The 22,010-nt window shown below is 50.4% G+C and carries 23 protein-coding genes; 12 read left to right on the top strand and 11 right to left on the bottom strand.

Annotated elements, in window-relative coordinates:
- Window positions 1–52: 52 nt before the first annotated feature.
- The gene (locus CVV44_21750; GenBank protein ID PKL35433.1) at window positions 53–895 is read left to right on the top strand and encodes a hypothetical protein; all 843 of its coding nucleotides are present in this window, start codon (window positions 53–55) and stop codon (window positions 893–895) included.
- A 25-nt stretch (window positions 896–920) separates the two neighbouring features.
- On the opposite strand, the gene CVV44_21745 is transcribed toward CVV44_21750, so the two are convergent.
- From CVV44_21745 to CVV44_21725, 5 genes are read right to left on the bottom strand one after another with little or no spacing between them, the layout of a single operon-like run.
- On the bottom strand, window positions 921–2,594 hold the full coding sequence (locus tag CVV44_21745; protein ID PKL35432.1) for a peptide synthase: 1,674 nt from the start codon (window positions 2,592–2,594) through the stop codon (window positions 921–923).
- Window positions 2,572–3,603 (bottom strand): dehydrogenase, encoded by a 1,032-nt coding sequence (locus tag CVV44_21740; protein PKL35431.1) that lies wholly within the window; start codon window positions 3,601–3,603, stop codon window positions 2,572–2,574. The genes CVV44_21745 and CVV44_21740 overlap by 23 nt, the downstream gene beginning before the upstream one ends.
- 15 nt (window positions 3,604–3,618) lie before the next feature.
- On the bottom strand, window positions 3,619–3,930 hold the full coding sequence (locus CVV44_21735) for a hypothetical protein (protein ID PKL35430.1): 312 nt from the start codon (window positions 3,928–3,930) through the stop codon (window positions 3,619–3,621).
- Between the two features lie 49 nt (window positions 3,931–3,979).
- Complete coding sequence (locus tag CVV44_21730; protein PKL35429.1) at window positions 3,980–4,870, bottom strand: hypothetical protein; 891 nt, start codon at window positions 4,868–4,870, stop codon at window positions 3,980–3,982.
- A gap of 1 nt (window position 4,871) precedes the next feature.
- A complete protein-coding gene (locus CVV44_21725; protein ID PKL35428.1) occupies window positions 4,872–5,837 on the bottom strand; it encodes a 3-oxoacyl-ACP synthase in 966 nt (321 codons plus the stop codon).
- 465 nt (window positions 5,838–6,302) lie between these two features.
- Between CVV44_21725 and CVV44_21720 the strand changes: the two genes are divergently transcribed.
- The 6 genes from CVV44_21720 (at window position 6,303) to CVV44_21695 (ending at window position 12,310) form a co-directional block, all read left to right on the top strand.
- Window positions 6,303–7,601 (top strand): hypothetical protein, encoded by a 1,299-nt coding sequence (locus tag CVV44_21720; GenBank protein ID PKL35427.1) that lies wholly within the window; start codon window positions 6,303–6,305, stop codon window positions 7,599–7,601.
- A complete protein-coding gene (locus tag CVV44_21715) occupies window positions 7,480–8,448 on the top strand; it encodes a methyltransferase (protein PKL35426.1) in 969 nt (322 codons plus the stop codon). Before CVV44_21720 ends, CVV44_21715 begins: the two co-directional genes overlap by 122 nt.
- 36 nt (window positions 8,449–8,484) lie before the next feature.
- On the top strand, window positions 8,485–9,831 hold the full coding sequence (locus tag CVV44_21710; GenBank protein PKL35425.1) for a hypothetical protein: 1,347 nt from the start codon (window positions 8,485–8,487) through the stop codon (window positions 9,829–9,831).
- Window positions 9,832–9,833: 2 nt separating this feature from the next.
- A complete protein-coding gene (locus CVV44_21705; GenBank protein PKL35424.1) occupies window positions 9,834–11,189 on the top strand; it encodes a hypothetical protein in 1,356 nt (451 codons plus the stop codon).
- Window positions 11,190–11,203: 14 nt separating this feature from the next.
- Complete coding sequence (locus CVV44_21700; GenBank protein ID PKL35423.1) at window positions 11,204–11,557, top strand: hypothetical protein; 354 nt, start codon at window positions 11,204–11,206, stop codon at window positions 11,555–11,557.
- 174 nt (window positions 11,558–11,731) lie between these two features.
- On the top strand, window positions 11,732–12,310 hold the full coding sequence (locus CVV44_21695) for a tRNA CCA-pyrophosphorylase (protein ID PKL35422.1): 579 nt from the start codon (window positions 11,732–11,734) through the stop codon (window positions 12,308–12,310).
- A gap of 60 nt (window positions 12,311–12,370) precedes the next feature.
- Here CVV44_21695 and nifS read toward each other — a convergent pair whose 3' ends face one another.
- The 4 genes from nifS to CVV44_21675 form a co-directional block, all read right to left on the bottom strand.
- Window positions 12,371–13,561, bottom strand: coding sequence for a cysteine desulfurase NifS (gene nifS / locus CVV44_21690; GenBank protein PKL35421.1), 1,191 nt, complete (start codon window positions 13,559–13,561; stop codon window positions 12,371–12,373).
- A gap of 27 nt (window positions 13,562–13,588) precedes the next feature.
- The gene (nifU, locus tag CVV44_21685) at window positions 13,589–14,434 is read right to left on the bottom strand and encodes a Fe-S cluster assembly protein NifU (GenBank protein ID PKL35580.1); all 846 of its coding nucleotides are present in this window, start codon (window positions 14,432–14,434) and stop codon (window positions 13,589–13,591) included.
- Between the two features lie 274 nt (window positions 14,435–14,708).
- On the bottom strand, window positions 14,709–15,263 hold the full coding sequence (locus CVV44_21680; GenBank protein PKL35420.1) for an RNA methyltransferase: 555 nt from the start codon (window positions 15,261–15,263) through the stop codon (window positions 14,709–14,711).
- A 155-nt stretch (window positions 15,264–15,418) separates the two neighbouring features.
- The gene (locus tag CVV44_21675; GenBank protein ID PKL35419.1) at window positions 15,419–15,649 is read right to left on the bottom strand and encodes a hypothetical protein; all 231 of its coding nucleotides are present in this window, start codon (window positions 15,647–15,649) and stop codon (window positions 15,419–15,421) included.
- A 229-nt stretch (window positions 15,650–15,878) separates the two neighbouring features.
- Between CVV44_21675 and CVV44_21670 the strand changes: the two genes are divergently transcribed.
- The 3 genes from CVV44_21670 to CVV44_21660 all read left to right on the top strand — a co-directional run bounded on the left by CVV44_21670 (window position 15,879) and on the right by CVV44_21660 (window position 19,224).
- Entirely contained in the window at window positions 15,879–17,309 is a 1,431-nt protein-coding gene (locus tag CVV44_21670) for a hypothetical protein (GenBank protein PKL35418.1), read from the top strand.
- A gap of 24 nt (window positions 17,310–17,333) precedes the next feature.
- Complete coding sequence (locus CVV44_21665; GenBank protein PKL35579.1) at window positions 17,334–17,783, top strand: flagellar hook assembly protein FlgD; 450 nt, start codon at window positions 17,334–17,336, stop codon at window positions 17,781–17,783.
- A 67-nt stretch (window positions 17,784–17,850) separates the two neighbouring features.
- Window positions 17,851–19,224: a flagellar hook protein FlgE gene (locus tag CVV44_21660; GenBank protein PKL35417.1), complete on the top strand. Its 1,374-nt coding sequence runs from the start codon at window positions 17,851–17,853 to the stop codon at window positions 19,222–19,224.
- Window positions 19,225–19,304: 80 nt separating this feature from the next.
- Here CVV44_21660 and CVV44_21655 read toward each other — a convergent pair whose 3' ends face one another.
- Together CVV44_21655 and CVV44_21650 are read right to left on the bottom strand one after the other, a co-directional pair.
- Window positions 19,305–19,823: a hypothetical protein gene (locus tag CVV44_21655; protein ID PKL35416.1), complete on the bottom strand. Its 519-nt coding sequence runs from the start codon at window positions 19,821–19,823 to the stop codon at window positions 19,305–19,307.
- A gap of 68 nt (window positions 19,824–19,891) precedes the next feature.
- Window positions 19,892–20,743, bottom strand: a complete 852-nt coding sequence (locus tag CVV44_21650) for a hypothetical protein (protein ID PKL35415.1) — start codon at window positions 20,741–20,743, stop codon at window positions 19,892–19,894.
- Between the two features lie 237 nt (window positions 20,744–20,980).
- On the opposite strand from CVV44_21650, the gene CVV44_21645 reads away from it, so the two are divergent.
- Together CVV44_21645 and CVV44_21640 are read left to right on the top strand one after the other, a co-directional pair.
- Window positions 20,981–21,433, top strand: a complete 453-nt coding sequence (locus tag CVV44_21645; GenBank protein PKL35414.1) for a thioredoxin-dependent thiol peroxidase — start codon at window positions 20,981–20,983, stop codon at window positions 21,431–21,433.
- 102 nt (window positions 21,434–21,535) lie between these two features.
- Window positions 21,536–21,997 (top strand): glycoside hydrolase, encoded by a 462-nt coding sequence (locus CVV44_21640; protein PKL35413.1) that lies wholly within the window; start codon window positions 21,536–21,538, stop codon window positions 21,995–21,997.
- Window positions 21,998–22,010 lie beyond the last annotated feature (13 nt).

Below are 22,010 nucleotides of genomic sequence, written 5' to 3'. Positions count from 1 at the left end.
AAAAAACGTGCCGCGGCCATTCCTGTGCTGCGGCACGTTTCATATAATTACCATGATAAGCGCTCGCTACAGATTATCATACGTTATGTGCATCACGGCGGCAATCTGCCTCCTGAGCATCCCTTCTAACGCCGGCAACCCCGGAGAAACGAAACTGATAGAACCGACCTATGCCGAAATAATCACAACGGCAGGCATAACCGCGGCCTCCCTGTTCATCAGGTTTTTCGGCTATGAGAAAAATACGCCCCCCGATGAACATAGCAACACTATCGATTACCGGATTGACCATCACTTTCCATTGCGCATTAACCGTCCGTTGGGAATAACAGCAGATGCATTCAACTGGGGGGCACCTATCGCGGGTCTTTCCTTCATGGCATTCAGTGCCTTTAATGCCGAGGGCCAGGAGAGGATACGGCGAAAAATCATATTGATGCGCTTCTGGGAGGGATATGCCGCCACGGCCTTGACGACACAGTTAACCAAAATATCGGTTCAAAGGCCCAGGCCCGACGGCTCTGACAACGCTTCATTTTTTTCAGGCCATGCATCCTCGGGTTTTTACTGCGCCTCTTTCCTCACAGGTTATGCTGGAGACGTGCTCTCGACGGGACCGTTGCGTTCATCGTCTGCCCCGGTCAGGATAATGGCAGGATATATAATGCCCGGTACGGCACTCTACGGAATGGCAGCCCTGACAGCCTTTGCTCGTGTACGCAACCATAAACACTATTTTACCGATGTACTGACAGGTTCCCTGGTAGGTATGGTGATTGGCAACCTTGCATACTGGATATTCACCCCGCGCTCTCATGATTATTACGGTGCCATTGATGCGGTAGTAACGGCTGGTCCGGACGGAATGATATGGGCCGCCCGGTATCATTTCTGAGAAACCGTGATCCCCGTCTTTCAGACTACTTCAGCCGTGCCGCGGCCCACAGTGCCAGCTTCTCACGGAATATCTTGGCGTTGTGGCGGATGTCCACGGGAAATGACGGATGAAATAGTATCGTATCGATATTCTTCGTGATCTCTTTTCTCCGTGCTATCTGCAGCAGCTCTCTCTCAAGTCTGTCGGTATTCATCTCCCGGTGTGCTTTTTCCAGTTCTATGCACATGACCGGTTTCTGGTATCCGTCCCGGGGGACTCCCACCAGGGCGCTCCTGAAAACAGCGGGATGTGTATTGAATACGGCCTCGCAGGGAATACTGTAGAGGGTTCCCCCGTCCGTGACGACACGATGTTTTTTCCTGCCGCAGAACCAGATGCGCCCCTGGGCATCAATCCACCCCAGATCACCGGTGCGGTGCCAGGTTTTGTTGCGGTCATAAATTTTTGCCAGTGCATCGTCGGCGGCCCTCTCATAGTAACAGGGACTCACGTGATCTCCGGAAATTATTATCTCCCCGATACCCCTCCCCTGCACAAGGATATCCTCAGATAACGAGTCCACGGGCAGATCGGTAATGGCGATTATCTTTACATCGAGCCCGCAGGGGAGTCCTACGCAGGTTCCCATACCGCTGTTTGTCATAGAGTCCATGGCAGGCTCAAGACGCTCGCGGCTGCCGATGGATGATATAGGCAGGCATTCCGTGGCGCCGTATGTGGCATAGAGCTCCCCTTCATCGGCCATGACTGATTTGAAACAGCGCATGATAGCACCCGAGACAGGAGCACCGCCCGAGATAACGGTGCGCAGGGAGGGAAGTGATATGTCCCGATCCCTGCAATAGCGCCCCACACGGTTGAGCAGGGCCGGTGAAGCAAACATCATGGACACCCTGTAGTCACGGACTGCTTCAATTATATTATCGGGATTGACCTGGGCCGGCTTCTGTGGATCCATGTCGGGAAGAAGCGCGGTACAGCCCGATGCTGCGTCAAACAGGGCAAAGAGCGGAAACGTGGGACAGTCTATATCACCCGGTCCGGGATTGAATTGTTCCTTAAGCTGCCTGAGCATAGCGTCCATGTTTTTCCAGGTATAGGAAACCCCCTTGGCCGGACCGGTGCTTCCCGTAGTAAAGGAAATGGCGGCCAGTTCGTCTGGATCGCTTTCAGCAATGACAAACTCATCCTTTTCATCTATGTCCATATCTTCCAGCGTAAATCCGCCCCAGAACCAACGCCGGCCCACAGTGATCCATGACTTCAGGGTTCGGAAATATCCCCTGCCCAGAACACGTATGACATGGGCAATGGGAATACCGATAAAGGCCTGGGCCCCGGTCTCGTTAAAACAGTGGAGCATGCGCCTTATTCCCATGCCGGGATCAACAAATACCGGTATGGAACCGATCTTGAAGAGTGCAAATGTAATGGCAATGAAATCGATGCCGGGGCGTACCATGACTATGGTTTTTGTACCGCGATGTATTCCTGCCGAGATAAAACCCCGGGCATAATTATCTGACTTCCCGTCGAGCCATGCGAAAGTGTAATGATCATAGGAACGACGTCCGTCGCCGCCGCGCAGCATCGGCACGATTATGGCCTTCCGGTTTGGGTCCGTGGCGGCATGTTTTTTCAGATGAACCGATATATTGACGATCTCGCGAACATCAGGTATATTTAAGGAACTCATCAACACCTCCCGTTTCATCTATCCACTCCTTCAGAATGCGTAATCCCGTTGATACATCTATAACGGGATTGTATCCCAGGTCACGCTGCGCCGCTTCGATGGAATATGTCGTGGAACAGGTGAGTATTCCTACGGAATAGCGCGTGAAGGGAGGCCGTTTTTTCCCGGCCAGGCCAGGAAGCCTCCAGATTGTTTCTATGAGACGAGCCGCAACCATGGCTGTTCGGGGGCTGACGGAACCAACCGGTTCGGGCAGATCAAAAAGGGCGCAGACCCGGGCAGCGAATTCCCTGATGCCCTGCGGCTCGTTATCGGTAATAAAATAGACTCTGCCTTCGGCACGCGATGATTCGGCGGCCAGGATACAGGCCCGGGCGGCGTTCTTGACGTAACAAAGATCAACGAGTATCTTACGGCCGCCCGAGAGGTCCTTGAATTTCCCGGCCCGTATCTGTGAAAGAATCTGCGGGAAAAAACCTATGCGATCCCGGGGGCCCCATATGGCATGGGGACGAAGTGCCACGGTGGTAAGCCCACCTGCGCCGTTTTCCGTCAGGACAAGTTTTTCCGCCTCGCCCTTGGTCTCGGAATAGACATTGGCATACCGGCGCGGATACGGCTGCGCCTCGTCTATAAAGTTTTCATCGTGATAATCGAAAACGACACTGGGGCTGCTCACGTATACCAGCCGTTTCACACGGCCGGCCCTGCAGGCATCCAGCATGTTTTTCGTCCCGAGGTAATTAGCTTCGTAAAACTGGCTGCGGGTCCCCCAGTCAGCGGATCGGGCTGCGGAATGGTACACGGCCTCAATGCCATCTACAGCCTTTCGCAGCGAAGAGCCATCCTCAACACTTCCCGGGACATATTCAATATTGTCGTATTTCTTAAGGTAGGATATATCGCTGGATGCACGGACCAGGACGCGAACCATGTCGCCCCGTTCGATACAGGCATCGACAATGTGGCTTCCAAGAAATCCGCTTGCACCGGTGATCAAAACTTTCATTTCATCAGCCCCGCTCTATCTGTCTATGATCCCTTTTTCAAGTGGTTTCCACCACGAAGCGCCGAAAAATACCGTCATGAACACTATCCTTGCCGTGGAAAGATTTTTTTTCCTGCCTATCCTATAGGCCCCGGGAAGCTGTGGAAGATGAAGGGCCAGGGTCACGAGAAAGGCCGATAGTCCCCAAAGGGGCCGGCCCGAAATCACTGCGATACCATACATCCCGGCGGGCAGAAGAAGGAGGGCCACGGCCATGGAGGAATAAGCAAAAATTCTTTTCCTGCCCTTGTCTGCATTTTCATCGTTACTATTGTTTTTTTTATTCATATGATTCCCGTTTTTGAAGCAATGTGGCTCCGCCCCGATCCTGATCTCCTCACGAGATATAATAACCCAGCCCAACGGTAAGCCCCGCTCCGGCCCCGACGAACATGATCCTGTTGTCATCACCGATGAATCCGTTCTCCCTGCCCTCATGATAGGCCAGGGGCAGACTGGAACTGTGAGAGTCTCCGTACTTATCATGGACACAGATGGCGGAAATGGAATCAATCCCTGCCCCGGCAAGAATCTTTTCTCCAAATCCTTTCACTGGCTGTGATGTGACAAGCTTGACCGCGGCACGATCGATCTCCCTGAGCCGGCTGTTTTCGTCATAAAAACGCTGCAGGGACTCACCGGTGAAAGCGGCAAGGTGATCGGGATAGTCTTTGTCTATATCAAAAGCAATATTTCCTCTTCCCTGGCTGCCGTAGATCCGTACATCCACGACTGATTTAAATCCCTCGTATATATCCTGAGTCGTCCTGAACATGAAATCCTGAAACCCCTTTTCATCGCCGGTGTTCTCGAAAAGCACGGCGGAACCGCTGTGGGTAAAAGGAAATTCTTCCGTTTCCTGCTTCGAGGGATGCACGTCGCCCGAGACAACCAGGGCATATCGGATATCCCCGTTGTCGAACATTGATTTCACAATCTGCGCGGCGTTGAGAAAACCGCAGGACCCGTTGATGAGATCAAAGCCGAAAGTTTTCTTCCCGTTTTTAAACTCCGGGTTGATGCCCAGTCTCTGTTGTATCAGGGCCGCAATGGCGGGTTCCACAATGTTATGGTCGCGGTACACGCCGGTGTTTATGATGAGCTGGATATCATCCTTATCTATTCCGGCACCGGAAATACACTCCCGGGCTGCACAGGTCGCGTGTTCTATGGAGCTGTGTATATTTTTATCCATACTGACAAATGTCGATCGTATTACTGTTCCCATGTTAAACCTCAATGTTCCCGATTGTGAAAGAAAGAAAACCGATTGCAATACCCGATGCCGATGACAGAAGAAGAATACGGTCTCCCGGTTTGATTTTTTTCTCCTTCAGGGCGTTGTATATCACAACCCAGTGCGTGGTGGTGGAGGTGTTGCCATACTCTTCCACGCTGGTCAGAGTGGCCGGCATATCGGTGTCAAAATACTCTTTCCCGGCCTTCAGATATGTCTTGATGGCCCCTACAGTCACCTGATGGGTGATGATGTAATCGTAGTCCAGAGGATTGAACATCGTCCCCTTTTTTTCAAAATGGTCTGCCAGGAGTCGGGGCCATGTGTTCACCAGGTCCTTGTTGTGCATTTCCTTGCTCCTGGTATACATGGCGATGCCGGGATTCTTTTCACTGGGCATTCCGAAACAGAGCTCCGCGTAATGGGCCACGGTGGTGAAATCGATAAAATCAAAACCCTCTTTCCCGTCGGGCGACTCGTCCATTATGAAGGCCGCCCCGGAGTCCCCCACGGTGAGTGAGGCAAACTGGTCGTCCATGGGCTCGCTGATTTCTTTAATGGCAGTGTCGGCGATAGGCGTGATGCATTCCCCGCTCACCACCATGCCCCGCCTGACCGCACCGGACCGGATCATGTTGTTTAAAATCATGGCGCCCGTATTCATGCCGGCGCAGGCGTTGGCTATATCGAAGTTGATGGCGTTATGGGCTCCCAGCCCGTTTTTGACAAAATGGCTCAGTGTCGGTTCAAAATAGCAGACATGGCTGCCGTTGTATTTCGAAATTGAAGCATTTATTATAATGTCCATATCTGCCGCATCATAGCCCGATCTCTCCAGGCAGTCCCTGGCCGCGTTGAGGGCCAGGGTGCTGGTATCTTCACCCTTGCTGTCGCTGCGGAACCGACGATTTTTGATGCCCGTGATTTTTTCAAGATCAAAAATTGGCTTGGTATTCATCCTCGATACCAATTCCTCTGTGGAGACCACGGTCTCGGGCAGATATAAACCGATACTCTCAATTCGTGCTCTGTTCAAAGACGTCCCTCCGGTTTGTTTTAAAGTGCGCAGAAAATACTACCTTCAGGAGACTGCCATCATATTGCTATGTAACAGTTGTATCAGTTGAATTTTCAGGAGAAGGTTGTATGAATTTTTATGTGCAATTTAGTATATTTATTTATATAAATTTTTCCAACTCAATTTTCTTTATGTCAGGTTGACTGAAGTATATTATGCACTAATAACGTCAATGATTTTTTACGAAAAATAGTATAAATTAGTGATTTATAACTCACATAAACTCCATGATACAACATAAAACTTGACAGATAGTGGCTATGCATAAAAAAGGTATCTGAATTTAGCGCTAAACGAGTAAATAAAACCAGTTGGACAAAAACCTGCAGCCGGGGCATATTCTTCATGAAAATAGCAATTACAACAGTGGGCAGCACCGGAGACGTGGAGCCCTTCATTCCACTTGCCCGGGAACTCCTCAGAGAAGGTCACGAGGTAAAAGTAATATCGGGCCACATATATCGGCATCTCTTTGAATCCCGGGGCATTCCCTTCCATGCCGCCGGCGATCCCCTGGACCTGGATAAGATCCGCAGCCTCATGGAGAGAACCAGGCACATGAACCGGATCCGACAGTACCGGCACATCGTTAACGAGGTGATACTTGCCGACGGGGAAAAACGCTATCATGACTGCGTACAGGCGTCACGGGGAGCCGACTTCGCCGTCTGTCACACCTTCGACGTGACAGGACAGCATGCCGTGACGGCAAACAACCTGCCCTGGGCGTCGGTCATTCTCTGCCCCGGCATGATCCCCACAAAATACCACGGCCCCATGGACATCCCCGATATGGGAACCGTGGTAAACTCCCTGTTATGGAAAGTGGCGCAGAAAAGCATGGCGCCCCTGGACCGGCATGTGAGCAGCTTCCTTTGCGGACTCGACGGCAGAAAAAGAAAATCAAGCGTATTCGGCAATTACTCTCCGGATCTCAATTTCATAGCCGGATCCCGCTACCTGGGTAAAGTCTATCCCGACCTGCCGGCCTCGTTCATTCCCACTGGTCCCTGGTTGCGTGAAGGCGAATCCCCGGTGATCGACGAAAATCTTGAACATTTTATCAGGACACGCAAGCCCGAGGCAGCCTTCACGTTTGGCTCCATGGGCGGCGAGGATGGGGATATCGTTGCGAAAATATTCCTCGAGGCAATCGCCGATACGGGCATCAGCGCCGTAATACAACGCGGCTGGGGCATGATCGAAGCAGCGTCGTGTCCCGACAATGTCCATTTTGTCGACTATGTCCCCCATGATTATCTGTTTAAAAATGTCAGGATGGTTGTTCATCACGGCGGCGCAGGTACGTCCTACGCGGCATGCAGGGCCGGCGTTCCGTCACTGGTGGTCCATCACATTGCCGATCAGAAATATTACGGAAGGGTGCTGGAGGATATAGGTGTGGCACCGCGATCTATGGACCGTAAAAAGTTCTCGTCCCGGCTGCTCGCCGCGGGCATACGGCGGATACTCAACGACAGCGGCATGGCTGTCAGGGCCAGGGCCCTGGGAGAAACCATGCATGCTGAAAATAACGGCGCCGCCATTGCCGCCGAAATTATCAACGCCCGCTTATCCAATAACCGGTTCTTGTTCCACCATGAAAAACCTGACAACGAAATATCCCTTTCCAGAGGATTGTAAAATGAATAAAAAAAATTACCTTATATTCCCGGACCAGGGAAAGATTTATTTTCACACCATCGAGGAAGCACGTTTCATATATGATGAGATTTTCATTAAAAAAGAATACCTGCGCCACGGCATCACCCTGAAACACGGCGATACGGTCTTCGACGCCGGGGCCAATATAGGCATGTTTTCCCTTTTTGCCTCCCGTGAATGCGGTAATGACATCTCCATGTACGCCTTTGAGCCCATACCCGAGACATTTTCAATTCTTAAAAAAAATATTGACGCCCTGGATCACAGAGGCCGCATCAAATTATTCAACATGGGACTGACCCGCCTCGATGGGCCCCGTGAAGCGGTCTTTACCTGCTATACCGCCATGAGCGGCAATTCCACCATGAACAGGGCTGAAAAAGAAAAAATGTACCATGACACCGATCCCGATGATGTACTGCATCTGCTGAAAGAGACCAATCCCGCCGTTTACTTTCTTCTCATGATTCTCTACCCCGCACGACGATGGCTCATACGGAATAAAATTGAAAAGTCCCTGGCGGCGCGTGAAGTGAAATGTCCCCTTACTTCCCTTTCATCGGTTATGCGGGAATTTTCCGTAACAACCATAGATCTCCTGAAAATTGACACTGAAGGCGCCGAACTGGACATCCTGAGGGGAATCGCCGACGGCGACTGGCCGAAAATCCGGCAGATAGTCATGGAAGTGCATGATATTGACGGCCGGCTCGCAGCGGTATCGGATCTGCTGAAAAAGAAGGGCTTTGCCCATGTAGTTGCCGAACAACCGCACTGGTGCGAAGTGATCAAATCACCCACCTATAATCTATACGCCCGCAGGTGAAACACCGGCGGTCCTGCACCGGAAGGGAAACGCACCATGAATGGAAAAAACGCTACGGAAACAAAAGAAACTGTCGCGAGAAAGCTCGGGGGACTCGAACGGTACCATCTCATGCTCCAGAATTTTCTCCACACCAATGTTGTGGTCCATGCCCGGGTGGCCGGTCACATCACGGAGGATATGCTCCGCCGGCCCCTGGACCTGCTGCAGAAACGGCACCCCCTCATGACGGTCAGAATCGACAGGCGGCGTTCAGGACCACGGTTTATGAGCGGCGGCGTGCCCGCGATACCGCTGAGAGTAATATCCCTGCCCGAGGAATCCTGGCATACCGTCGCGGAAAGTGAACTGAACACACCCCTTCCCATTGACCGGGGCCCCCTGCTCCGCTGTGTCCTTGCGACACATGGCAATAGCAGGTCAACAATACTGATCACCTATTCCCATACCATAGGCGACGGCATGGCGGGTGCCGGCATGATGCGCGATCTCCTTGCTTTCATTAATGATGAAACAATCATGGATATCCAGCCCCTGATACTCAAAAAAAAGATGGAGGCCTATTTCCCCCGGAAAACAAGAGGTATCCCGGGAGCTCTGGCTTATATGAAAATCAACCACCATTACATGAAGCATCTCAGAGAATCAGGCGGTTCCATAATGCCGGAGTATGACGGCCAGGCTCCCCTCCATGAACGATGGATACAGATAGTCCCACGTCAGATTGACGGTACAACGGTGAAAAAACTTTCAGAAAAAGCCAGAAGTGAAGGCACAACCGTTAACAGCGCGCTCACGGCAGCGCACCTCATGGCCCTTGCCCACGACCTTGACCACCGGAAACCCGTTTCCATGGCCCTCATGTCGGCAGTAAACCTGCGCAACATACTCTCCGGAGCGGCAGACGGTGATATGGGCAACTTTGCCGGCTCATGCAACACGGTTCACCGTGTCGATATCCGTGGCAGCCTCTGGGAACTGGCCCGTGAACACCGGAGTGACCTTCTGGAAAGCATTGAGGCCCGAGAGCCCATGCTCCATCTCCTGGGCCTGAACCTCTACGACGGCATCATACGCTGGATAGGCCACGACAATTTCGCGGCCCGGTCGCTGGACCGTTTCTATGCCGGTTTCAAACAGAAAATGACCATTGTGAGTAACATGGGGAGGATCGACATGGGGACAACACGAAGCAATCTGAATATCGAGAGCCTGGGCTTCGCCTCGTCGAGCCGGGCCTCGGGAATGATCTATTCCATCATTGCAATGACGGACCGTTGCATGACCTGGAACTTTGTCGCCACTGACCCGCTCTACTCAAGAAAACACCTGGAAAGCATCGCCGACCATGCTGTGTCTCTCATCTTGAATACTATCGATTGATCATGGTCACCGGGAAGACGTCAATGAAAACAGTGGTCGAATTGATACGAGGAGATACGGACGACAAAGGAATTGTCCCTCTGACCTCTCTTGACATATACGAAGGAATATACGCCATAGGCTTCGCCTTTTTTTTCCGGAACAGCCTGGATGAGAAATCCCTGAAGGCGTCCCTTGTGAAAACACTGAAGGAATTCCCCGTGCTCACGGGAAGACTCCGGAACGATAAAAGAAAAGGGCAACAGTATGTCCATTGCAATGACCACGGCCTTCGCTTCACCGTAGCTCATTCCGTCATGCCCATGGCAGATTACGGTCCAGCCAATCACGCCAAGGATATATCCCGCCGTTTCATCGATGATATTGTCCCCTGGAAGGTAAAAAACAGGAACTATCCCCTGGCTACAATCAAACTGACACACATGCAGGGAGGAGGCTCCGTACTGGGCGTGAGCATTCTCCACAGCATCGCCGACGGAGAAAGCTACTTCCACTTTATAGACTCCTGGGCACGGACCCATCGGGGACTGCCCTTTGAGCCGCCCTGCCATGACCGCATGCTTCTTGAAAATGAAATGGCCCTGGAGAATTATCCCCGGCATCACCGCGGATTCCGTGTCCTCTCCCGGAGCGGCATGCTGCGCTCGGCCGTGCAGTTTCTCCGCAGCAAGAGAAGCATACACAGTGAAATAATTCATTTCACGCGAGGGGAACTTGATAATATGAAAAAGGCAGCATCCCGGTCAGATACGGGCGAAACGCAGCGGATTTCCACCAACGACGCGCTCTGCGGCCATCTCTGGCAGGTCATGGCCTCGTTAAAGGACAAAGACAAAGACCGCCGCAGGCTGCTCTTCGTGGCCAATATACGGAAAAAATGCCATCCCCCGCTTCCGGAACATTTTTTCGGCAATGCATCACTCCACATGATCCTGGACCTGGACCACGAAACCCTGGTACGGGCGCCCCTTTCGCAGGTCGCCGCTATCAGCAGAAAGCAGGTGAATGCCATAGACCAGGGCGCCATCAACGAACAGATGGCCTGGCTCCGTCACCGCTTCCGCAAGGGTGAGCTTCTCAGGGTATTCGCCGACTATGATCCCTTCAGGGACGACCTCTTCATCTCCAGCGATGCTCCGTATAATGGCTATGGCGCCGACTTCGGGAGCGGCGCTCCCTTCTGGATCACCATCGGCACCTATCCCGTCCCCTGGTCCTTGCTTTTCATGCCCGATTCAACGCGAAAGGAAGGCATCGATGTCCACACTCACCTGTCGGGCCCCATGATGAGGAAGTTCATGAGTCCTGAAATACAGCATGCCCTTCACCGGCACCGGAGTGAATTGATTAATTATTGACATAATTATTTATTATGTTATTTTTGGCATATGTAATTATATCAATGAAAGCGAAGCAAGAAGACATGAACAAACCGTTTAGAATGTGGCAATTCCTACTTGCCATAGCTGTTCTTACTGATCACCCTGCTTCCCCTGCACAGGAAAAAATAAGCATACCCTCGGCAACCAATTTTATCAGGCCCTTTAAAGAACTGGCTGCACAATTCGGAAAAAATACCGACATCACGCTGGTTACCGCACAGGATATAGCACGGTCCTTTCAGTATGCCTCGAGTGAATTCGTAGATGCGTCATTCTGCGCCCTGTCGGCGGTTTACTCCGAAGTGGACAGCAAGGGCTGTTACCATCATATATGTCACACATGACATTAATGAGGCACTGTATCTGGCCGATGAAATACTTCGCATTGTCCAGGGTAAGATTGACACGGACTGGATGAAGCAGACCGTGAGTCGCCCGGTATCGGATGCCCCAATGGCCAGAGCAGCGAGGGAACCCCGGCTGTCCCTGGTGTATTAACTAAAAAGGAGTTTTAATTTATGAATATAGGCACCTATTCCTATGAAGAGTATGTCAGAATCGTCACATCTTTTCACGGCAGTGCCGCCCCGGGCCTCATCATCGGCGGATTCATGGTGGACCTGGCCCTTAAAAACCTTCCAGAGGGCGATTTCTTCGATGCCATATGCGAAACGCCCGTATGTCTCCCCGACGCCATTCAGCTGCTCACGCCATGCACCATCGGTAACGGCTGGCTCACCGTCCTCGGCTTCGGAAAATTCGCTGTGACCCTGTTCGAAAAGAACAGCGGTGAAGGAATACGGGTATATCTTGATATGGACAAGCTGAAAAACTGGCCCGAGGTGAACAGCTGGTTCCTCAAGCTGAAAACGAAAAAGGAGCAGGATTACGATCTTCTGATGGGTCAGATAAAGCAGGCCGGCCATGACCTTCTCAGCATACAGAAAGTGCGCGTTGAACCGGAAAAATTACGCCGAAAAAAAATGGGACCCGTTGCACTGTGCCCCGATTGCGGCGAGGCATACCCGACAAAAGACGGCAGCCGGTGCCGGAGCTGCGATGGAGATACACCGTATCTCCGCCTCGCCATCAGCTGAAAATTAAGGCCTCTCGCCACCGGCATTTCTCCAAAGCCTGAGGATACGACTCAATTCGCGTCAGAGATTGATGGGCAGACCCTGTTTCTTTTCATTGTCCCAGTAGGGTGAAATTTCCAGCAGGCGGTTGACTACTTCCGGCATGACTGACAGGACATGATCTATCTCCTCTTCAACGCTGAAGCGGCTCAGGCTGAAGCGGATGGAGCCGTGTGCGGAAGTAAAAGGAACGCCCATGGCACGAAGCACATGGGAAGGCTCCAGAGACCCCGATGAGCAGGCCGAGCCTGAGGAAGCGGCGATACCAAACTCGTTCATGAGCAGCAAAATTGCCTCGCCTTCGATATATTCAAATCCGATGTTCGTTGTATTGGGAACTCTCCTGTCGCGGTTTCCGTTGAGATGTGAGTTGCCGAATTTCGCCAGCAGTCCCTTCTCGAGCTTGTCGCGGAGACGCTGCATCTCCCTGTCATCTTTCAGGTGCTCCATGGCAAGCTCCGCGGCCTTGCCCAGGGCTATTATTCCCGGTACATTTTCCGTTCCGGGACGCCTCCCCTTTTCCTGGTGGCCACCGTACATCATAGGCCGCATCCTGGTCCCCCTGCGCACATACAGTGCGCCGATTCCCTTGGGCGCGTGAAATTTATGTCCGGAAATGGAGAGGAGATCACAGTTGATTTTATTGACGTCGATAGGAATCTTTCCCGCTGCCTGAACGGCGTCTATATGAAAGGGGACGCCCCTCTCTTTCAAAAATGCACCGATCTCCTCCACGGGAAAAATGACTCCGGTTTCATTGTTGGCGTACATAATCGACACAATGGCCGTATCGTCATCAACGGATGATTTCAGAAATTGAACGTCCAGGTTCCCCTCCCTGTCCACGGGTACATAGGTTATGCGGTATCCATCACGCTCCAGCTTTTTACAAAGCGAGAGTATGGCCGGATGCTCGACGCGGGAGGTTATGATATGACGCCTGTCCCTATAGAAGGAAATAGTTCCCATGATGGCATAATTATCACTCTCGGTACCCGTGCCGGTAAACACAATTTCATAATCATGCTCGGCACCAAGCAGGCGGGCCACCTGTTCCCTGGCCCTGACGACATCCCTTCCCACATCTCCGCCGAAGCTGTGCATACTTGAGGGATTGCCATATCTCTTCGAGAGAAAGGGGAGCATGGCATCGACCACTTCCGGGTCAACCATGGTTGTTGCGTTGTTATCCAGATACACGACCTTTTCCATCTATGTCTCCTTGCCGGATATGCCCGGTTACCGCGTCTCTATCACTTCAATATCTTCTTCGACGAACTCGCGGAGTTTCGCTTCCACCAGGTTCTTCAGTGTCACGCTGGACACCACACAGTTGGAGCAGCTCCCCCTGAGAGCAACAAAAACCTTTTTCCCGTCCATGTCCACCAGCTCAATATCGCCGCCGTCTTTCTGAAGTTCGGGGCGTATAACATCCGTTATGGTTTCCTCGACGAGCTGCATCCGCTTGATATTCGTCAGGGGCTTGCGTGAATCGGGTTTTTTAGCCGTGACAGCTGCCTGGTCCAGTTCTTCATTGAGAATATCCTCGATCTTATGGATACAGGCACCGCAGGCACCGCCGGCCTTGGTATAGTGCGTCACATCCTCGATGGACTTCAGATTATTTTCCCGGATGACCTTTCTTATGAGAGGATCGGTTACGCCGAAACACTGGCATACGATCTCACCCTCCACGTCTTCATCGTGGGAAATATCCTCGCCCCGCCATGACTTGATGGCCTTTTCCAGCGCCTCATTGCCCATGACCGAGCAATGCATTTTCTCCTCGGGAAGTCCCCCAAGAAATTTGGCGATATCCTGATTGGTAATTTTTTCCGCCTCTTCCACGGTCTTGCCGACAACCATCTCAGTGAGGGCCGAGGACGAGGCAATGGCACTGCCGCACCCGAAGGTTTCGAATTTAGCTTCGGTGATCACATGATTCGCATCTATTTTAAGATACAGCTTCAGGGCATCTCCGCAGACAATGCTTCCCACCTCGGCAACAGCATCGGCGTTATCAATTTTCCCAACGTTTTTGGGGTGTATATATAATTCCTTTACTTTATCAGTATAATCCCACATATCCTGCCTCCATTCTTTCACCATAACACCGGTGATTTCAGACCCTGATCACTGTACTTAAACATCAGTTATTTTAATGTACACTAAAATCATTAAATTGTTTCATTGCAACAACAAAAAAATCAATTTTACCTGCTCAGAGCAACTTTTTTATGGGCATCTCTAAAAACCAGGTTTTACAACCCCCTCTTTCATTCTCCCCCTAATAGGGGGAGTTAGTGGGGATTAAACCTGGTTTTTCTGCTATTTGTGCCCACAAGGGAGCTTCCCAAATTTAGTTATTAGAGATTCCCTTATACTCCTGCACCAGGTGATAAACAACTATCCCGTAGGCGACAGAAACATTGAGCGATTGTTTGACACCAAACATGGGAATTTCCACGGAGAGATCACTTTTTGCTACTATATCATCGGTTATACCCGATACCTCATTTCCCAGGACAAGGCAGAGAGGAAAGCGGTATGGAGCCTCGGTATAGGGAACGCTCCTGTCCGTATGTTCAAGTGTTACAATTTGATATCCCTGTGCCCTCAGATTGAGAATTGACCCGGCTGTATCGGGACAATGCGTCCAGGGAACGCTTTCAACGCTCCCCAGGGCCGTTTTATCTATCTCCTTCCTGGGAGGATACCCCGTATAGCCCGTGAGATAGAGGTGCTCCACGCCGGCCCCGTCCGAGGTTCTGAAGAGAGACCCCACGTTATAAAGACTCCTTATATTCTCGGCTATGACCGACACGGGAAGCCGTTCCAGGAGTTTCAGGTCCTCCAGGGCGGGACGAGCAGATTTTATCTCCTCATGGGTCAGTTTAACGATTTGTTCAGCCATGGGAATAACTCATGCAAGGCGGATAATCAATGTCAAATACATTTCAGCTAAATGAGGGTCAGAGCCCCTTAAAACGAGGAGAAATGCCGTGTGGATGTATGCGGCAAGTGTAAAAACCATAAAAAAAGCCTCCGGTCGTACCGGAGGCTTTTATCTTACTTGTGGCAGCCGGCTCCCGCGCAGTTTGCAGTTTTTAAAAGCGCTTTAAAATCCTGCCCTTTTTTCTTTTCCAGCTTTGTTGTTGTGTTATGACAATCCGTGCACTTTGCTATGACTTTGAAGCCCTTATAGTTCTTGTGGGCTGTCATGAGCTTGCCGTTGGCAAACAGTGAAACGGCGGCAAAAAGAAAAATACATGAAGTTAATACTACAATACCCTTTTTCATACACTACCTCTCAAATATACTTTAGAGCAAACATAAAATATAACTGTACCGGCAACTGGTCAAGAAAAAAATATTATTTTATATATGTTATTTTTAACACTGTACATCCATTATAATTTTTTCACATAAGAATTAATGTAAATTTCCATTCAGTAAAATGATAAATCGCACGATACTAATAAATGTAAAATGGAGTTTCGGCACGTATTTTCAAATTCAGGGATGAGCTATGATGAATCCTGCAATAATACATGAACTAAAAAGAAGCATTGATATGCCCATGGGGCAGACACTGCTCAATAACAGTGAACGGAGCATGGATCCCGGTACATTCGACAACATCCTGAACAACCAGATCAGGAATGTGGATGATTCATTCAACAACCAGCTCCGGACAGACAATCCCGTTCCGGACAGACAATCTACAGACAATGCCGCCCTGAGCAGGCCCGTCCAGGACAGCCGCGTCGGCAATGATAGTCAGCCCCCTACATCCGGCGCGGACAGACTCCCGCAGAAAAATGAAAATGACACGATCCAAGCCGGCAATAATACGAAAAAAACCGATGATACCCGTAAATCCGCACCAGTTACCACTGCTGAAAAGAAAGTACAGAAAGACAACCTGGGACTGGCACAGAAACCAACACCGGTATTTATTCACGACAAGAATCAGGATATCAAGACTTCTATCGGTAACACCATAAGTGAATCCAAAAAACTCCTGGATAAATTAGCTGCCCTGACAGCCATACTCGGCACCATGAACCTGGCGGGAAAACAGGAAACTGATGCGTTGAAGTCATCGCTGAAAGAACTTGGAAAACAGCTTAAGGATATATCTCTCGGCAATGAACAGCATAACAAGAAGGATGTCCAGACACAGCTCCTGGCTCACCTGAAGTCGCTTCTTAACAGCCTCGATGAGAAACTGAAGGCGCAGAAACCGGACCTGAAAAACCTCGTTGCCGATTTTGAAAAGCTTCTCCAGGGAATGGCAAAAAAATCCGAAGGCAGAAACAATTCCGCCCCGCATCACACCGTAGAGACGGCATCTCTTGACAAGAAAAATAATCAACGTCCCGATACCGCGGAAAATGCCGTGCTAAACAATACGGACAAGCACAACGAGGGGATAAAAATAACCGTATCCTCCGATTCACGTACGGGCCTGGATTTTCAATTTGACAGGAGCAGCAGCCCTCAATCCCTGCAGTCCCCGCACAACCATGCAGCGGCTCAACGGAACAACCTTTTCCGGGAACAGCTCCAGGATGTCATCGATAAAGCGAAAGTAACGGTCAGGGACAGCCGCAATGGCACTTTTGATATAAAACTGAACCCCAAGGAGCTGGGAAATGTAAACGTGCATCTCGGCCTCGATCAGGGAACCATCAACGGCCGCTTCCTTGTCGAAACCAATGAAGCGAAACAGCTTCTTCTGGAAAACCTCTCATTTGTAAAGGAGCAGCTTGAAAACGCCGGTATAAGCGTGGGCGAATTCCAGGTCAACGTACGAGACAATAAAGAGAACACCGGCGAAAGCCAAAAGAACAACGGAAACCTTGTCTATCTTCCCCAGGAAGCGGAAGAGATGAGCGGTTCATATGCAGTGAATTCATCGGCAATGCACAACGGCGCCTTGAATATAGTCATATAGGAGAAAAACATGAGTGAATTTATGATGAACTCCACGGAGTTGAGCAGAGCGAAGATACAGGTAAACGAGGCGAATAAAAAAATCGGCGTCAATTTCGAGGGTGAAAAAAACCAGATGAGCAAGGATTCCTTTCTGAAACTGCTTGTCACGGAACTGCGCCACCAGGACCCCACAAGGCCCATGGAAGACAAGGAATTTGTAGCCCAGATGGCTCAGTTCTCATCCCTGGAACAAATTACAAATCTTAACAAGGAAATACATTCACTCATCAGAAGTTCCGAATCAACCCAGGCCTTCAATATGCTCGGCAAGGTAGTGGACGCTCTTGATCCGGTAACCAATACTCGTATTTCCGGTCCCGTATCATCGGTCTTCTATGCCGATGAGCAGATCAAACTCAAAATAGGGGCAAATGAAATATCAATCAATGCCGTTCATGCCGTGCGAAATCCGGCGGAGAAAGAGAATAATTAATCTAAAGAGAATCGGATAATACTCGATATTAATACTATAGCAATTAAAATTCAGGAGTTATACCACTATGATGCGATCATTGTTTGCCGGCGTTTCGGGCTTAAAAAACCATCAGACCAGGATGGATGTTGTTGGTAACAATATATCCAATGTCAACACCTATGGCTTCAAATACAGCAGGGTTTCCTTCCAGGATATGCTTTCACAGACGATAGCCGGAGCAGCAAAGCCTGAAGAGAACAAGGGCGGCGTCAACCCGAAACAGGTCGGACTTGGTATGACCATTGCTTCCATTGACAGGATTTTCACACAGGGCAGCCTTCAGACCACGGGAAACCAGACCGACCTGGCCATGTCCGGCGACGGATTTTTCGTTGTGGCCGACGGGGACAAAAAGTTTTATACGCGCGCCGGTGCTTTCGGACTCGACAAAGACGGCATGCTGGTAAACCCCGGAAACGGCCTCAAGGTCCAGGGATGGATGGCCACACGTAATGAATCGGGCCAGATGGTAGTCAATCCCAGCGGATCAACGGAAGACATTATTGTCCCCATATTCGGAAAGATAGAAGCACGTGAAACGAATAACATACGATATAAATGCAACCTGGACTCCCGCAGTTCAGTTGTTCCGCCCAACGCAACAGGAAGAATGAGAGCCTCGGCCGGTGTCACGACCAACATAGACGTCTATGACAAGCAGGGAAATGCCCACCGTCTCACTATGATATTCTGGAAAACAGAACCAAACCAGTGGACCGCATCGGCCGCCATAGCCGACACGAATACCGCCATGACACTGGATGTTCCGGCAGGCGGCGGACAGACAAACCAGAGCAATCCCAGTGCAAAAATCAACCTTAGATTCTCCCCTGACGGACGACTCGTTTCCGTAGCCGACGAATCTTCACCGGACGAACTGAACCAGGGAGATTTAATGGTGAACGCCAACTACCGCGTTGCAGGAGATCCCAATGTACGGACCATCGCCCTCAACCTGGGAAAATCCAATCTCATGACGGGCATTACGCAGTTCTCATCGGAATCGACGACCAAGGCCGTGGAGCAGGATGGGTATACCATGGGATACATGGAATCTTTTAACATAGACAATTCCGGCATGATCACCGGCGTGTATTCCAACGGAACAAAACAGTTCGTCGGACAGGTATCCACGGCAGTTTTCACCAATCCCCAGGGACTCACGGCCGTGGGCGATAATCTTTTCGAGGTTTCCAATAACTCGGGAATGGCCAATATCGGCCCTGCGGGACAGGCAGGCCGCGGCAAGATCGTGGCAGGATCTCTGGAGATGTCAAACGTTGACCTTTCCGAGCAGTTCACAGACATGATCGTAACACAGCGCGGTTTCCAGGCCAATTCAAGAACAATCACGACATCGGACCAGATGCTCCAGGAGCTTATCAATCTCAAACGTTAAGCACTAAAATGATTGCATCCTGACTATATACTGAAAAAGCGTTTAACATAGGTTAAACGCTTTTTTTTCACATAAGCACTTCAATTTTCCGTACTATCTTCAGTAAATGGATGCTCGCTGCGCCACATACGGTAAATGATGATGAAAGGAAATATCAGCCACGGCACGTTGGCCAGAAGCACCATCCCTGTCTCGGGTGTTTTGTGAATGCCGAAAAGTTCCTCGCTGAGTATTATAAAGACATTGGTGAACAGGATAGAGGCAAAAATAATGCTGGGAATGCGTATCCATTCCTTCCCCTTGATGAAGGCATAGATGGCCGCAATATAATAGGGGCCGAAAAGGATCGAATCAAGCCAGATCGTCGCCTTCCACCAGGCCGGCCGGGCCAGAAGAACAGGGTCAAAGGTCCTCCCCCACCAGTGAACCAGGTCCACCAGAAAGGGCAGCGGCCACAACGGATATTGAAAATTATTCGGGTCGGCAATTACCAGCTGCTCCACATCCACGATATAGGTAATGAAGGAAATATTGATAAAAAAGAAAATGAGAAGCACAATGTCAATGGGTCTTTTTTTCAACGGTATAACCTGTCTCATACGCTCGCTCCCTTTACATCAAGTTTTATCTCTAAACAATCACGTTTATCACGGACCGTTTGCAAGAATCATTCTTCTGTGCTGAAAATGGAAAGTCCGAGGCGCTTTCTCACGGATACGGCCATATCCCTGGCTATGGACAGCCGTATACGGGGAATCAGTGACAACACAGCGCCCAGGGGAACAAAGATGCCTGAATGCTTCAGGAGGCGGGGCCTTTGCGCCAGCTTTACCAGCTGCCCGGCCACATCGTCGGCGCTTTTAGGCCGGGTAAAAAAACGGGTCACCGCATTGGCATCGGGATCGATGACCAGGGATTGTTCCACACCGGTATACCGCGATTCCGGCGGAGAATCCGTTTTGATATAACCGGGAAAATATTCACTCACCACAATACCCGTATCGGCCCATTCGGCCTGTATCGTGCGTGTCCAGGCCGACATGGCGGCCTTGGAACACACATAGGATGTATAGCAGGGAACACCGATGAGGAACCCCGGCGAACCGACATTGATGATATGACCGTATCCCTGCCGCCGCATATAGGGCAGAGCCGTATTCACCGCCACAAGGGGACCCACAAGGTTAGTGGCAAAAGACCGGTGCAGATCATCAGGACCGGTTTCATCGGCACGGGAGACGATAATAGCCGCAGCATTGTTAACAAGGATGTCGATCCTGCCGAAATGCCTCACCGTTTCCTCGATCATTGAGGCCGCGCGGGATGCGTCACTCATATCGGCGGGAATTATTATGGCATCACGAAGCTCCGAGGCCAGTTCAGCCAGACGCTCCTTCCGGCGTGCAACAAGGGACAGCCGGGCTCCAGCCCTGTCAAAGGCCTTCGCCGCCGCCCATCCTATTCCCGAAGAGGCCCCGGTTATGCAAATGACGGCGTCCTGCAGCTTCACTTGTTTCATCACCCCCAAATATTCCCTTCATATACGGAACCTTCCCGTACCGGGACAATATCCTGCTGTGAAAAATTAAGGATGATTAACAATACGCATGGAAATGTTCGTGTCAAGAAATTCTGTGTATTTTATGAGAGTTTTACATATTTTGCTTTTCCTTTCCACTGTAACAGCATACAATGAAAATGCCATAATAGAAGAATATCATTTCTAAATATATACTCTGGAAACGGTAGGACTATCATGATAAAAGAAGGATCAAAAGCACCTCAATTCACCCTTAAGGACGACACGGGCAGCAGCATCAAACTCTCCGATTTTAAAGGGAAAAAAGTTGTGCTGTATTTCTATCCCCGCGACAATACGCCGGGATGCACGAAGGAGGCCTGCGGTTTCCGTGATGTCTATGATGAGATCATGGCGCGGGGAGCCGTGGTAATGGGTATAAGCACCGATTCGGCCGAATCGCACCAGAAATTCAAACTGAAGTTCGGCCTCCCCTTCTACCTCCTCGTTGATAAAGATCACAAGATTGCGGAAAAATACGGCGCCTGGGGCGAGAAAAAGATGTACGGTAAAACATCGGAAGGCCTGATCAGGTCCACCTTCATAATCGATGAAGATGGAAAGGTCATCAAGGTTTTCCCGAAAGTGAAACCGGACGAGCATGCCATAGAAGTGCTGGCAATTATTTAAGGAAATAAAAACCGGCTTGACGTTGCTCCTGTTTTATTGTATATTCTCTTGATTTTGCCGCATGATGCGGCAGTGTGTTTTTATGATATTGGCAAATAGCATATGAAAAACCGAACCAGGGCATTCCTTGCAACTCTCATGTGCACGATCATGCTCCCGCTGCAAACTACAAGCGCTTCCGACAGTGCAGCGTTGCGCGAAGAAATTATCAGGACCGCCCGTGAATACCTGGGCACGGCGTATCGTTACGGCGATACGGGCTCCCGGGGATTCGATTGTTCCGGTTTTACCATGCATGTTTTCAGCCTTCACGGAATCAGCCTGGCGCGAACAACAACGGGACAATTTAAAAATGGAACCGAAGTACCCATTGACAGAGCCAGACCGGGCGACCTTGTATTTTTCAATATCCGGAAAAACCGCATCTCGCACGTGGGAATATACCTTGGTGATGATACATTCATCCACGCCCCCAGTTCCGGCAAGAAGGTAATGGTGAGTTCGTTGAAGGCCCCTTACTGGAAAGACCGTTTTGCCGGAGTCGTATCCTATTTTAACGAATGAAAACCGTGATACT

It is taken from the genome of Spirochaetae bacterium HGW-Spirochaetae-1 (assembly GCA_002839375.1).
Lineage (GTDB): Bacteria > Spirochaetota > UBA4802 > UBA4802 > UBA5550 > PGXY01.
The sequence above is the reverse complement of the archived record's forward strand: the minus strand, read 5'-3'. Positions and strand labels throughout refer to the sequence as shown.